9 protein-coding genes and 3 pseudogenes are annotated in these 13516 nt (G+C 53.8%); 7 read left to right on the top strand and 5 right to left on the bottom strand.

Translation table 11 applies throughout. The features are described 5' to 3' along the window. From WCC56_RS10050 to WCC56_RS10040, 3 genes and pseudogenes are all read left to right on the top strand, one after another. A pseudogene (locus WCC56_RS10050) lies at positions 1-227 on the top strand (hypothetical protein); the annotation flags it as partial. Positions 228-289: 62 nt separating this feature from the next. Beyond that, on the top strand, positions 290-1252 hold the full coding sequence (dusC, locus tag WCC56_RS10045; protein WP_424692230.1) for a tRNA dihydrouridine(16) synthase DusC: 963 nt from the start codon (positions 290-292) through the stop codon (positions 1250-1252). A 64-nt stretch (positions 1253-1316) separates the two neighbouring features. After that, positions 1317-2513, top strand: coding sequence for an MFS transporter (locus WCC56_RS10040; protein WP_424692229.1), 1197 nt, complete (start codon positions 1317-1319; stop codon positions 2511-2513). 128 nt (positions 2514-2641) lie between these two features. Here the strand turns inward: WCC56_RS10040 and ppk2 are convergent, their stop codons facing one another. Together ppk2 and WCC56_RS10030 are read right to left on the bottom strand one after the other, a co-directional pair. Next, positions 2642-3559, bottom strand: a complete 918-nt coding sequence (ppk2, locus tag WCC56_RS10035; RefSeq protein WP_424692228.1) for a polyphosphate kinase 2 — start codon at positions 3557-3559, stop codon at positions 2642-2644. Between the two features lie 14 nt (positions 3560-3573). Further along, positions 3574-5184: an inorganic phosphate transporter gene (locus WCC56_RS10030; protein ID WP_424692227.1), complete on the bottom strand. Its 1611-nt coding sequence runs from the start codon at positions 5182-5184 to the stop codon at positions 3574-3576. A gap of 402 nt (positions 5185-5586) precedes the next feature. On the opposite strand from WCC56_RS10030, the gene WCC56_RS10025 reads away from it, so the two are divergent. The 3 genes and pseudogenes from WCC56_RS10025 to WCC56_RS10015 form a co-directional block, all read left to right on the top strand. Beyond that, a complete protein-coding gene (locus tag WCC56_RS10025; protein ID WP_424692226.1) occupies positions 5587-6615 on the top strand; it encodes a CorA family divalent cation transporter in 1029 nt (342 codons plus the stop codon). Between the two features lie 111 nt (positions 6616-6726). Then, on the top strand, positions 6727-7737 hold the full coding sequence (locus WCC56_RS10020) for a DUF481 domain-containing protein (protein WP_424692225.1): 1011 nt from the start codon (positions 6727-6729) through the stop codon (positions 7735-7737). A gap of 912 nt (positions 7738-8649) precedes the next feature. Beyond that, positions 8650-8916, top strand: a pseudogene (locus tag WCC56_RS10015) (DUF481 domain-containing protein); the annotation flags it as partial. Positions 8917-9171: 255 nt separating this feature from the next. Here the strand turns inward: WCC56_RS10015 and WCC56_RS10010 are convergent. Both WCC56_RS10010 and WCC56_RS10005 read right to left on the bottom strand, forming a co-directional pair. Then, positions 9172-10275 (bottom strand): annotated as a pseudogene (locus tag WCC56_RS10010) (L,D-transpeptidase family protein); the annotation flags it as partial. A gap of 185 nt (positions 10276-10460) precedes the next feature. Next, a complete protein-coding gene (locus tag WCC56_RS10005; RefSeq protein ID WP_424692224.1) occupies positions 10461-12275 on the bottom strand; it encodes a glycoside hydrolase family 15 protein in 1815 nt (604 codons plus the stop codon). A 152-nt stretch (positions 12276-12427) separates the two neighbouring features. Between WCC56_RS10005 and WCC56_RS10000 the strand changes: the two genes are divergently transcribed. Next, entirely contained in the window at positions 12428-13207 is a 780-nt protein-coding gene (locus WCC56_RS10000; RefSeq protein ID WP_424692223.1) for an SDR family oxidoreductase, read from the top strand. Between the two features lie 39 nt (positions 13208-13246). On the opposite strand, the gene WCC56_RS09995 is transcribed toward WCC56_RS10000, so the two are convergent. Next, positions 13247-13516, bottom strand: a 270-nt coding sequence (locus WCC56_RS09995; protein WP_424692222.1) for a DedA family protein, incomplete at its 5' end; no start/stop codon positions are given.

The raw sequence follows: 13516 nt of genomic DNA, 5'->3' as shown, positions 1-13516 counted from the left end.
AGAAGAAGCTCAACGCCGCCGTATTCCCCGGTGCTCAGGGCGGCCGTGGCAACAGCGGCGGCGGCAATGGCGGCGAGCGCAGCCAGGCTGCCGGTGGTGAACGTAGCCAGGGCAACGGTCAGCGCCGTCCGGCCGCTGCAGGGTCGGGTTCTACCCGCTCTGAAGGCAGCAGCAACGGGGCACCACGCACCAACAAAACCCGTCAGCGCCGCTCTAACCCAGCTTAAGCCAGACCTCTTCCGGGGGGATCGTCAGATCCCCCTTCTCAACGCTACGAACAGGTTGTGACATGCGCGTTTTACTTGCCCCTATGGAGGGCGTGCTGGACTCTCTGGTGCGCGAACTGCTCACCGACGTCAACGAGTACGATCTCTGCATCACGGAATTTCTCCGGGTGGTCGACCAGCTTTTGCCGGTTAAATCCTTCCAACGCCTTTGCCCTGAACTTCACCATGCCAGCCGCACTTCTTCTGGCACGCTTGTCCGCATCCAGCTTTTGGGTCAATACCCGGAATGGCTGGCGGAAAATGCGGCCCGTGCGGTTGAATTAGGGTCATGGGGCGTCGACCTCAACTGTGGTTGCCCTTCAAAAACGGTGAACGGCAGCGGCGGTGGGGCGACATTGCTGAAAGATCCTGAGCTGATTTATCGCGGGGCGAAAGCCATGCGGGAAGCGGTTCCTGCGCACCTTCCGGTGACGGTAAAAGTCCGGCTTGGCTGGGAATCCGGCGCTAAGCAGTTTGAAATTGCTGATGCGGTGCAACAGGCTGGCGCTACAGAGCTGGCGGTGCATGGCAGGACCAAGGAAGATGGTTACAAACCTGAACGCATTAACTGGCAAGCGATTGGCGAAATCCGTCAGCGTCTGACCATTCCGGTGATCGCCAACGGCGAAATCTGGGACTGGCAGAGCGCCCAGGATTGCCTGCAGGTGACGGGTTGTGATGCGGTGATGATTGGTCGCGGCGCGTTGAATGTGCCAAACCTCAGCAGGGTAATCAAATACAATGAACCGCGCATGCCGTGGCCGGAAGTGGTGATGCTGTTGAAAAAGTATGTGCTGCTGGAGAAGGAAGGCGATACCGGGTTGTATCATGTTGCCCGCATCAAGCAGTGGCTAAGCTACCTGCGCAAAGAGTATGAGGAAGCCACCGAGTTGTTCAGTCACATTCGCGCACTGAAAACCTCAAAGGATATCCAACGTTTTATTACCGGCTATCAACCTGCCAGTCACATTTCTCACAATTCTTAAGGGGATATCTTAGCTTGCTAAGGGTATGATGTGAGCTACATCACACACTTCTTTTGGCGCCGGTATGTCTTCGACCCCAACATTATCCAATGCACAGCTCAACAAACGCATCATCTCTGTGGTGGTTTTCACCTTCTTCTGTTACCTGTCGATCGGCCTGCCTCTGGCGGTGCTGCCGGGTTATGTGCATAACGAGCTGGGGTACAGCTCGTTTATCGCTGGCCTGATTATCAGCCTGCAGTATTTCGCTACCCTGATTAGCCGTCCGCAGTCTGGTCGCTATGCCGATCTGTTGGGGCCGAAGAAAGTGGTGCTGGTGGGATTAGTGCTGTGTGGCACCAGTGGATTGTTTACGCTGCTGGCGGTGCTGTACGCGTCTACGCCATTAACCAGTTTGATTTTGCTGGCGGTAGGGCGCATCTTCCTGGGATTCGGCGAAAGTCTGACGGCGACAGGCTCGATTTTGTGGGGCATCAATATTGTCGGGACAGTGCAAAGTGCCAGGGTAATCTCGTGGAACGGGGTGGCAACCTATCTGGCGATGGCCGTGGGTGCGCCGCTGGGCGTGATCCTCAACTCAATGTTCGGCATCCCCGGCTTTGCGGTATTGATTATGTTGATGGCCGTCTTTGGCTTCTGGCTGGCAACTAAGCGCAAGGGCGTGGTGGTAGCCGTCGGGCAACGAATCCCGTTCAATCAGGTCTTCTCCCGCATCTGGATTTACGGCCTGTGTCTTGGATTGGGCACTGTGGGTTTCGGCACCATCGCGACCTTTATCACCCTCTACTTCTCAAGCCATGACTGGAATGGCGCGGCGTTCTCACTCACGCTGTTCAGCCTCGGTTTTATAGCCATGCGCCTGGTCTTCAGCAGTTATATTGGCCGCTTTGGGGGGATTCGCGTGTCGCTGGTGTCCTTCGCGATTGAGTGCGTTGGCCTGTTGATGATCTGGAAGGGCGGTTCGGTATTGATGGTGGATGCCGGAGCCTTCCTGACGGGATCGGGTTTCTCGCTGATTTTCCCGGCGCTGGGCGTGGAAGCAATCAAGCAGGTTGCTCCCCAAAATCAGGGCTCTGCATTGGGGCTTTATTCCGCCTTCCTGGATTTCGGCCTGGGGATCACCGGGCCGATCGCCGGGTTGCTGATTGGGCATTGGGGCGTCGATTCAATCTATCTGGGGGCGGCGGTAGTGGTGCTGTTTGCCTGCGCACTGACGCTCAGGCTACAGAGGATAACGCGAAGAGAAACGGTCACCAGTTAGCCTGAGCAAGCCTGGCGACGACCCATCCAGCCTGGTGTAGTGTGCTGATACAGCTGGGTAGATCAACGGGCGGAGAGTCACTCACTACCAGAACCTGGCAAAGTGAGTCATTCCCCCGCCCGTTTTGATTAGTAGATTTCCGGTACGATCATGGTGTCCGGCACCGGGGAGCGACGATAATCTTCGTTACGCTCACGCGGTGGTAGGGCAATTTTCTTCTCTTCCGCTTCTTCATAAGGCACCTGACGCAGCAGATGACTGATGCAGTTGAGGCGAGCCTTTTTCTTGTTTACACCCTGAACCACCCACCATGGCGCTTCGTCGATATGGGTTCTTGCCAGCATGATCTCTTTCGCTTCGGTGTAGTCCTCCCATAAGCGGCGGCTTTCCAGGTCCATCGGGCTTAGCTTCCACTGCTTAAGCGGATCGTGAATGCGGCTCATAAAGCGCATTTCCTGCTCTTCATCGGTAATAGAGAACCAGTACTTCACAATCTGCACGCCGCTGCGGGTCAGCATTTTTTCAAATTCCGGCACGCTGCGGAAAAACTCTTCCACTTCGTCTTCGTTACAGAAGCCCATTACGCGCTCGACACCGGCACGGTTATACCAACTGCGGTCAAACAACACGATTTCACCGGCGGCTGGCAGGTGAGCGATATAACGCTGGAAGTACCACTGCGTGCGCTCGCGATCGTTAGGGGCAGGCAGCGCGGCAACCCGGCAGGTTCTTGGGTTCAGGCGCTGAGTAATGCGTTTAATCACGCCGCCTTTGCCTGCGGCATCCCTGCCTTCAAAGATGATCACCATGCGGTGGCCGGTGCGCATCACCCAGTCTTGTAACTTGACCAGCTCGCCCTGCAAACGCAGCAGCTCGCGGAAGTAGTGTTTGCGCCAGGCTTTTTCGTCGGGCTCAGGGGCCTGTTGATCGCCAAAGCGGATGTTATCGAGTTCCATTTCCAGCTCTTCGTCGTAGCTGTCATAAAATTCCTGCAGCAGGCGCTGGTGGAAGGTCTCGTTGCTGAAATCATTGCCTTGCATAGCCATAAAATGTCTCCCGATTAGAAGTGGGTAAACAGCCAGTAAAGGCTGGCTGAAAGTAAGATTGAGACCGGCAGCGTCAATACCCAGGCCATCAGCAAATTGCGTAGGGTCGACATTTGCAGGCCAGAACGGTTGGCGGCCATGGTGCCCGCCACGCCAGAAGAGAGGACATGGGTGGTTGAAACGGGCAGGCCGAAGGCATCAGCCGCGCCAATAGTGGCCATCGCGACCAGTTCTGCACTGGCTCCCTGAGCATAATTCAGGTGCGTTTTGCCGATTTTTTCACCGACGGTGACCACGATACGACGCCAGCCAACCATGGTGCCCAGGCCAAGTGCAATAGCGACAACCACTTTCACCCACCAGGGGATAAAGCGGGTGGCGTTATCCAGCTCCACCTTCAGGGCATCCAGGTCATGCTGCGTCTGAGCAGGAATGGTGAGTTGCTCATCGCTTTTCATCTGTTTGATGGTTTCAGAAGCCAGATACATCGCGTTTCGGGTGTTCGACACGGCCTGAGCAGGAATTTTTTCTACCGTGCCGTACTGGCGGATTTGATTGCCGATGGCCCCCGTCAGTTCTGCCAGAGCAGGCATCACGTTGGCGTTCATCGTGCCGGTACGGACATAGTCAGTCAGCACTTTGTCAGGCGCGGCTGGTGCTGCAACGCCAGGCGACAGTTCCAGTAATTGTTGCTGAGTGACGGTAGCCAGGGCGGCAACTCTTGGGCTTTGCTCTGCAGGAATTGAGCGGTTCAGTGCGTAGGCGAGGGGCATGGTACCGACCAGGATCAGCATAATCAGGCCCATTCCTTTCTGACCATCATTCGATCCGTGAGCGAAGGAGACGCCGGTACAGGTCAGGATCAGCAGGCCGCGGATCCAGGTTGGCGGTTTCTCATTGCTCTTGGGGGCGGTATAAAGCTCTGGTTTTTTGACCAGGCGTTTCATGATCAGTAGCAGAGCGGCGGAGAACACGAAACCGATGATGGGCGAGAACAACAGGGCATAACCCACTTTCAGCGCCTGTCCCCAGTCCACGCCGCTGGTGCCGGTGCGGCCATGGATCAAGGCATTTGCCACGCCTACGCCGATGATGGATCCAATCAAGGTATGGGAAGAGGAGGCCGGTAAGCCGAACCACCAGGTGCCGAGGTTCCAGATAATGGCCGAGAACAGCAGGGCATAGACCATGGCGAAGCCAGTGCCGGTTCCCGCTTGCAGGATCAGCTCGACGGGCAGCAGGGAGATGATGCCGAAGGCGACCACGCCGCTGGACAGCAATACGCCGAGGAAGTTGAAGAAGCCGGACCACATCACGGCGACGTTAGGCGTCATCGAGTGGGTGTAGATAACGGTGGCAACCGCATTGGCGGTGTCATGGAAGCCGTTAACAAATTCGAAGCCAAGCGCGATAAGCAGCGCCAGCCCTAATAACAGGAAGGGAACATAGCTGGTGACCACGCCCCCGGCATCACTGACATCGTTGAACAGGTTAACCCCGGCGAAAGCGATCCCAAGGATCGCCAGCAAAATAAATAACAACACGGAGAAGCGGCTATTTTTCCCGTAGAGATGCGGGCGCCCGGCATTGGCCTGGCCCTGCTGAATCGCACTGTTGTGGCTCATAAAACCTCGTGAACGGATTGGCTAAGGAAAAGTGACCTGATGCTGTCTTGAGAATGACGTCTCACAGTGGGTTTACGCAGGTAATGTGACAAAGAGATGAAGTTGAAAATGGCCTCTGGATGAGGCTGGATCTGAAATCAGATCAAGACAGGCACCGGTGGACAGGCGTCAGCTTAGAGCACGTTATCCGAGGCGCCTTAAATGCGTCCATGCAGGCTTAGCGGCAGCATCCCCACTGCACCACACGGCTGACGTGCTCTATGCTGCCACCCAATAACTTCGCAGTTGGCGAGTGATTTAGTGGACGCACAGGTCAAAACAGTTGCCACTCAACAACAGTCAACAGTCTGTAATAGAGTGGCGTTACAGTCTGGTGACACTTTACTGACGGCCTGCTCTCCTATGACTCATCGCCAGCCTCTGACCATTCAGAAACCCGACTTTACCGATGATGTAGCCGGGTTAATTTACGGCTACTGTTTTCAACAGGGTGCAGAACCGCAGCCGCTCTCTGCGCAGCAGGCTTGCCAGGTCTGGCAACAGCAGCAAGGCGGGACTGGGTTCATCTGGCTGCACGTAAACCTCAGCCACGCGGCGTCTGCGCGCTGGTTGAAGAATAACTTTGCAGTGGATGAGGACTTTTTCGATGAGATCCAACATGGCTCGCACAGTACGCGCATAGAGCGACAAAACGATGCCCTGATGGCGGTGCTGAACGATGTGATCTTTGATGTGCGGGAAAACACGGAAGAAAATGCCACGCTGTGGATCTGGTGCCGCGCCGGGCTGGTGGTCAGCGCCCGCTTCAAACCTGTGCGGCTGATTGAACGGTTGAACAGCAAGCTGGACGAGCTGGTGTTGCACACCTCCACTGAACTGCTGACCCATTTGCTGGTGGAGCAGGAAACCGTGCTGGAGCAGATAGTGAGGCAGTCTAATCACTATGTCGACCAGATCGAAGAACGGCTGCTCAGCCACCATATCAAGAGCAACCGCAGTGAGTTGGGGCGTCTGCGCCGGATGCTGCTCCGTTTCCAGCGTTTACTGGCACCCGAACCGGCGGCGTTGTTCCGGCTGATCAACCGTCCACCGGGCTGGCTGGGCAGTGAAGTGGTGCAGGATTTACGTCAGTTCACCGAAGAGTTTACCGTGGTGCTGAACGATCTGATTGGGCTGACAGAAAGGATCCGACTGTTACAGGAGGAGATCACCTCCAGACAGATGGAGCAGAGCAACCGTACGCTCTATACCCTGACGGTGATTACCGTGCTGGCCTTGCCCATCAACATTATCGCCGGGTTCTTTGGCATGAACGTCGGTGGCATTCCCTTAGCGAACAATCATCACGGGTTTATTTTGCTGGTGTTACTGGTGACGTTATTCACCTGCGTCACCGCCTGGCTGGCGCTCCGGCGGCGGGACAATATGTGAGCCAGTCGTCTGATTTATCGTATTTTTCCTACAGGTTACCGCGCTGGTGATCCTCTGGTGTATAAAGAGGGGAGTCATTCGTTCCGTCAGCCGAAGGTAAAATCATTCGTTATGTTGGTCCCTAAGCCCCTTCACCTGCTGGCAGGCTGTCTGTTGTTGCCTGGCCTTTCGCAGGCAGATACTGTCTGGATGAAAAATGGCGATCGCCTGAGTGGCACGGTGCGCTCTCTAAGCGATGGAAAACTGCTGATTGAGACCAGTTATGGCGGCACGGTTTCGCTAAACTGGAGCGCCGTCAGCACGCTTTCAAGTGATAATCCCATTGATGTCAGCACCGGTAAAAACAGTCCTCAGGTTCAGGCTAAGCTCGAAGCCGCCGATGCCGGGTATATTGTGGTCCACCGGGGGAATGACGATCAGCGGGTTGCTGTAGACAAGTTTGAACAGTTTATGAAGCCCAAAGAGCAGACCGATGAAGTGGACTGGCAAGGGAATATTGATGCGGGCGTGAGCCTGAAAAAAGCCTCAACGCGCACTCAGGATTTTAATCTGGCGTTCAACAATAAGGTTAACGTAGGCAAATGGCGTAACGGTGTTGAAGGCACCTATGATCGTGAGAAAGAAGACGACAGCGTCAATACGGATAATTACAGCCTGCGTTACTCGTTGGATTACATGTTCCGCGATCAGTATTTCTGGCAGGGCAGAACCACTTTTAAACGTGACTGGGTAGAAGAGCTTTCCCGTCAGGCTTTGATTGGCACCGGACCCGGCTATCAATTTTGGGACGATGAGCTGGGATCGTTTTCACTGTCTCTGCTCGGCGGTGCCTTTGCGTATGGCTACAGCGATGGCAGTTCAGACCGGCACTATGGCGCTTCAGTCCACTGGGATTATCAGCGCTTCCTGCGCGGCAAGGAGCTGACGCTGTTTACGCATGGCGAGCTCGGCCATTCTCTGGACGATGATGGGATTGTCAGTCTGGATGCTGAGATTGGCCTGCGATATCAACTTAACAACTGGTCATCGCTGAATATCACCTACAGCCATAATTTGGTTAGCGGCATCAGAGACACGCTGAATGAGCGGGACTTCACTACCGGACTTGGGGTGAAGTGGTAGTAAAATGTGGATTTTATGGCTTTTAAGTCATTGGGTATTTCTAATGTATTGAAAGAAATGAATTAAAAATACACTTATTATTTTTTTCATTATTGCTGGTGAACCCACTTGTAATATATGCCTTTAATAAGCTAACGTTGCGTTATCATTTGTAATGACGAATGCTGCTTCGTCATTGACTATTATCTTCATGTTTAGCGTTTACTTAATTTTAGGCTTTCATTTTATTGGAACTATCCAGCATCTTAAAGCGCCTGAGTTTAAAATTAACAATTTCACTCAATTGATTTAACAATGATGTTAAATTAAGCAATAATGTAAAAGGGAGAAGTTAAAATGAAAATTTTATTAACGGATGTAGTAAACGGTGTCTCTGGCGGTAACGCAAACTCAAACTATGAAAGAAACTATTCTGGAAAAGCCTACGGTGGTGTCAATTCCTGCGGTGCTGGAATATTTGGAGGTCTGGTCACTGGCTCGATAGCTGGACCTCTTGGAATGGCTGCGGGGGTTGTTGGAGGTATGATCGCCGGTCAATGTACGAGGGATAGCTTCAGTAGCAATAATAGCAATGGCGGAGGGGGCTCTAAATCCAGCCCTAATTATGGAGGTCAGTGCACCTGGTAATGCTTTCAGAGTGACTTTATCACCTCACAGGTAAGCTTAATGAAAAGTTTAGTCTATTTCTTAATATACTTAGTTCTTTATATCATTGGATTTACATTGCTTGAACGTGCTCATGTTCTTGATTTTGATAACACATCAAAAACTGAGTTTACTGCTAAGTTTATTATAATGCTTATTGTACTCATTGCTGTAACGCGATGTGGAGTAAAAGCTTACAAGCTACTCACTGATAAAAAATAGAACGTCCATGAGGAACGATCCTTTCCTTATGGCTACAGCGATGGCAGTTCAGACCGGCATTATGGCGCTTCAGTCCACTGGGATTATCAGCGCTTCCTGCGCGGCAAGGAGTTGACGCTGTTTACTCATGGCGAGCTCGGCCATTCTCTGGACGATGATGGGATTGTCAGTCTGGATGCTGAGATTGGCCTGCGCTATCAACTTAACAACTGGTCATCGCTGAATATCACTTACAGCCATAATTTGGTTAGCGGCACCAGAGACACGCTGAATGAGCGGGACTTCACTACCGGACTTGGGGTGAAGTGGTAGAGCAAAAAAAACGGACCTTCAGGTCCGTTTTTTTATCACGCAATCAACTTAAGACTGGGTGTTCGTTGCCGGTGTAGCAACAACAGGTGCGGTGGCCTTAGCGGGTACGGACGCTGGTTTAGTTTCGTAAACCGGGCCCGGCTGCTTTGGCACCACAAAGGTGTTGTCGTTTGGCGCGGCTGGCGTTGCTGGCTGAGCATTCTGATTTTCGGCAGGCGCCTGCTGAGCAGGAGCGCCGTTGTCAGGGGTAGCGGCTGGCGCAGATGGCGCAGCAGTATCCGCTGGAGCAGCAGCCTGCGGTGCGGCATCAGCTGGCGCAGCATTCGGATCCATCACGTTCGCACCCTGTGCGGTAACTGGCGTCATTGGTTCTTCCTGCGGCTGTGCCCCTTCCTGCTCAGCAACAATCAATGGCGCTGATGGCTGATTATCAGCTGCACCGTTCACTTTGGTTGGCATACCAGTACGGGCTTTCAGCGCCTCTTCCATCGCTGCCGTGTCTACGCTGGCATCGCTAACCACTTTGTTCACCACCGGAGTGATCGACAAAGGAACCGGCTCACGCGAGTTAAACTGCTCTTCGGTCTGAGAAAGTGGGTTATGCACTTCCACCAGGCGAGAACCGTCAGGCTCTACCGTCGCTTTGATTGGTTGGTCGATAAACTGAACGCGGGTGCCAACGGGCACGTTGTCGAACAGCCATTTGATGTCGTCAGCACGCAGACGGACACAGCCGTGACTTACACGCAGACCAATACCGAAGTTGGCGTTGGTGCCGTGAATAGCGTACAGGCGGCCGATATACAGCGCGTACAGGCCCATTGGGTTATCCGGGCCGGCAGGGAAGATGGTCGGCAGCGGAGAGCCTGCAGCAACGGACTCATCATGCATTTTTTTCGTTGGCGTCCAGGTTGGGCCATCTTTCTTACGCTGAACGGTGGTGGTCCAGTTGATCGGAGTATCTTTACCCAACTCACCCACACCTACCGGCAATACAACCACGGTTTTGGTGCCTTTTGGATAGTAATACAGACGCATTTCGGCGCTGTTGATCACGATGCCTTCGCGCGGGGCGTCTGGCAGGATCAGCTGCTGAGGAATGATCAGTTTAGTGCCGGCTTTTGGCAGGTAGACATCAACACCTGGGTTAGCTTCCAGGATATTGCTCAGGCCCATCTGGTACTGTGCAGCAAAAGCTTCCAGCGGGAGTTTACTGTCCTGTGGCACGGTAATCTGCAGGTTCTCGCCGATCACACGGCTGTTCGCCGCTGGCAGGGAGTACACAACAGCAGAAGCTGACTGGCTGTATGCCGTAAAGGCCAGGACTAAGGTGGCTAACGCGCGAATGCTTTTTTTCATATTCTTTAAAATGAAGCGCCTGTAACAGTGGATAAATGAGCCTGTGGCCGGTCAGCTTCAACCGGCTGCACATTATATGGTCATAACCCTCAAGGAAGAAACCAGGATTTGTAACAGTTGAACTAACTTTACGCAAAATGGTCAACGAAAACGGCTGATGGCAGGGCAAAACGCACGATTTGCGCTCAGGGTTGCCACAGCGGATCGTCGCCATTCAGTTTTCGGTTAAGGAAAAAGGCGGCGCTGATCAGGGCCAGATGACTTAAAGCCTGCGGCGTATTGCCCAGCGCGCGTCCCTGGTGATCGAACTCTTCGGCGTACAGCCCCAGGGGATTGGCATAGCTCAACAGCTTTTCAAATTCAAAGTGCGCTTCCTGCACCCGTCCCGCGCGTGCTAAACACTCAACGTACCAGAACGAACAGGCCGTAAACGCACCTTCATCGCCTTCCAGCCCGTCAGCAGGCGTTTCGGACAGATTATAACGCCGCACCAGTCCGTCACTGACCAACTTCTCTTTAATGGTATCCAGCGTGGAAATCCAGTCCGGATCGGTAGCGCCAACAAAGCGCACCAGCGGCATCAGCAGCATCGAGGCATCAACAAAGTCGCCATGGCGGGTAGCAACAAAATGGCCGCGCTCTTCATTCCAGAAATTACTCCAGATATCCTCGCGGATGGCGTCCCTTGCCTGGCACCAGCGCTCATAAGGGAAGGAGAGTGAACGCTTCTCGCCCAAGCGCACGGCTCGGTCCAGCGCCACCCAGCACATCAGTCTTGAATGGAGAAAATGCTGCGGCTCGCCGCGCATCTCCCAAATCCCGGCATCCGCCTGATTCCAGTTCTCACTGACGTAATCAATCATCTTGCTGACATGCGCCCAGCCACGATGCGAGATGGCTTCCCCGTATTTGTTGGCTAAATAGATCGCATCCATCAGCTCGCCATAGATATCCAGCTGCGTCTGCCGCCAGGCATCATTACCAATCCTGACCGGCGTTGAGTTGGCATAGCCGGAGAGATTGAGCAGTTCGCTCTCGTGCAGTTCCGTGCCGCTGTCCAGGCGATACATAACCTGAAGCTTTTCAATATCGTGATGGCTGTTCTCTACACACCGGCCAACCCAATGGGTGAAGTGTTTAGCTTCTTCTATGTAGCCCAGGCGCATCAGCGCATACATGCTGAACGAAGCGTCGCGCAGCCAGGAAGCGCGATAATCCCAGTTACGTCCACCGCCTAACTCCTCAGGTAAACCAAATGTCGCCGCTGCCGCTATCGAGCCATGTTTGCGGGAGGTCAGCAGCTTTAGTGTTAACGCCGAACGGTTGACCATCTCCTGCCAGCGACCCTGATAAGTGCTTTTTGAACTCCAGTGCCGCCAGAACTGTAACGTTTGCTGGAAGCACTGTTCGGTACTTTCTTCATCCAGGTGTTTATCGTCGGCACTGCCAAGGATAAATTCGCGCGATTCACCGGCTTTCAGCGTGAAGCTGGATTCGGCCGCAGCCCCGTTCAGCGTGAAAGGCACGTTACCGCACAAGCGCAAAGTAGGCTGGCCGGTAGCGCTGAACTCCACGCCGCCGTCTTTCAGGCTGGCCTGGGTTTTCGCCCTGGCGTAATCGTGAACGGGGGAGCAGCGCAGGGCGAAGGTGGCTTCGCCGTGGACCACTTTTATCCGGCGAATGATCCGCGGTTGATCTTCATCCTGATGACAAATCGGCATGTAATCGGTAATTTCCGCCACGCCCTGTTTTGCCAGCCAACGGGTTTGCAAAAGCGTGGTATCAGGCAGATAGAGTTGCTGGCGGCGAACATCCTGCCAGTCAGGTGCGATGCTGAACACGCCGGCTTCATCTCCGTCCAGCAGGGCGGTGAAGACCGAAGGGCTGTCCAGGTTTGGCCAGCAAAAATAATCGAGCGTGCCATCGTTGGCGATTAATGCGCAGGTGCGTAAATCACCGATCACGCCGTGGTCTTCAATTTTCCGTTTTATCTGACTCATGTTTTCTCCCTGGCGTTAAGAAAGTCTTGCAGAAGGTTAACTATAGTCAGGCTCACAGGGCTTAGTGGCGCGCATCCGCAACCAGATGTAAACCGGGCTGACATTTCGTCTTCTATACTTGCGGTTGGCTATCATCCCTACAGGAGAGAACCATGAGCACACCAGAAAACAAAGTGGCCATTGTCACGGCATCGAATTCCGGTATCGGCCAGGCCTGCGCCATCATGCTGGCGGAGCAAGGCTTTGATATTGGTATAACCTGGCGTTCCGATGATAAAGGGGCACAGGAAACTGCTAAGCAGGTTCGTGAGTTGGGCAAAAAAGCAGAGATTGAACGGCTTGATTTGGGCGATCCGCAGGAAGGGGGGAAATCTTTACAAGCTCTGATTGCCAGACTCGGCCGGATTGACGTACTGGTGAACAATGCCGGGGCTAATTTTAAATCTGATTTTCTTGAAACCAGCTTCGAAGAGTGGCGGAAAGTCTTTTCCGTGGATGTGGACGGGGCCTTCGTTTGCGGGCAGATTGCCGCACGTCATATGGTGACGCAGGGCGAAGGCGGGCGGATTATAAACATTACATCGGTCCATGAACACACGCCGTTGCCGGGTTCCATTGCTTATACCGCCGCTAAGCACGCGCTGGGCGGGTTAACCAAATCCATGGCGTTGAGCCTGATTAAACATAACATTCTGGTCAATTCCGTTGCGCCCGGCGCGATTGCTACGGCGATGAATAAGATGACCAATGATGACGCCAGAAAAGTCTCTATCCCGGAAATTCCGGCTGGCCGGCCTGGCGACACCCGCGAAATTGCCAGTATGGTGGCATGGCTTTGCTCGCAATGGTCAAGCTACACCACCGGGCAATCCTTCGTGATTGACGGCGGGTTCATGCTGGCGAACCCGCAGTTCTTTATGCAACAACAGTGACAGAACAGCTTAACCGACCGGGGGCATTTTTGCGGTCGGTTACTCCTCTTTGTCTTGCGCTTTTTCTTCCTCTTCTTCCTTCTCATTGTCTGAGCGGCGCTTCAGATAAAGTCGGGCTCCCCAGACCAAGGCCAGGATCAGCACCACCCAGAAAATCTGTTTGAGATGACGATCGATAGTGTGCAGCCATGGCGCAATAACCTGGCCACCGAGATAGCCCAGAGAAACGAAGATCACCGCCCATAACACCGCGCCAATGACGTTAAACAGCATAAACTTTTGCGGCTTAAGTTTACTGGCGCCAATGAT

It is taken from the genome of Erwinia sp. (assembly GCF_049696395.1).
Classification (GTDB): domain Bacteria; phylum Pseudomonadota; class Gammaproteobacteria; order Enterobacterales; family Enterobacteriaceae; genus Erwinia.
This window is presented reverse-complemented; position numbering and strand designations above follow the sequence as displayed.

Excerpts from the sequence above, each read along its gene's own strand:
- dusC (WP_424692230.1), top strand. The coding sequence starts at position 290 with ATGCGCGTTTTACTTGCCCCTATGGAGGGCGTGCTGGACTCTCTGGTG.
- WCC56_RS10040 (WP_424692229.1), top strand. The coding sequence starts at position 1,317 with ATGTCTTCGACCCCAACATTATCCAATGCACAGCTCAACAAACGCATC.
- ppk2 (WP_424692228.1), bottom strand. The coding sequence starts at position 3,559 with ATGGCTATGCAAGGCAATGATTTCAGCAACGAGACCTTCCACCAGCGC.
- WCC56_RS10030 (WP_424692227.1), bottom strand. The coding sequence starts at position 5,184 with ATGAGCCACAACAGTGCGATTCAGCAGGGCCAGGCCAATGCCGGGCGC.
- WCC56_RS10025 (WP_424692226.1), top strand. The coding sequence starts at position 5,587 with ATGACTCATCGCCAGCCTCTGACCATTCAGAAACCCGACTTTACCGAT.
- WCC56_RS10020 (WP_424692225.1), top strand. The coding sequence starts at position 6,727 with ATGTTGGTCCCTAAGCCCCTTCACCTGCTGGCAGGCTGTCTGTTGTTG.
- WCC56_RS10005 (WP_424692224.1), bottom strand. The coding sequence starts at position 12,275 with ATGAGTCAGATAAAACGGAAAATTGAAGACCACGGCGTGATCGGTGAT.
- WCC56_RS10000 (WP_424692223.1), top strand. The coding sequence starts at position 12,428 with ATGAGCACACCAGAAAACAAAGTGGCCATTGTCACGGCATCGAATTCC.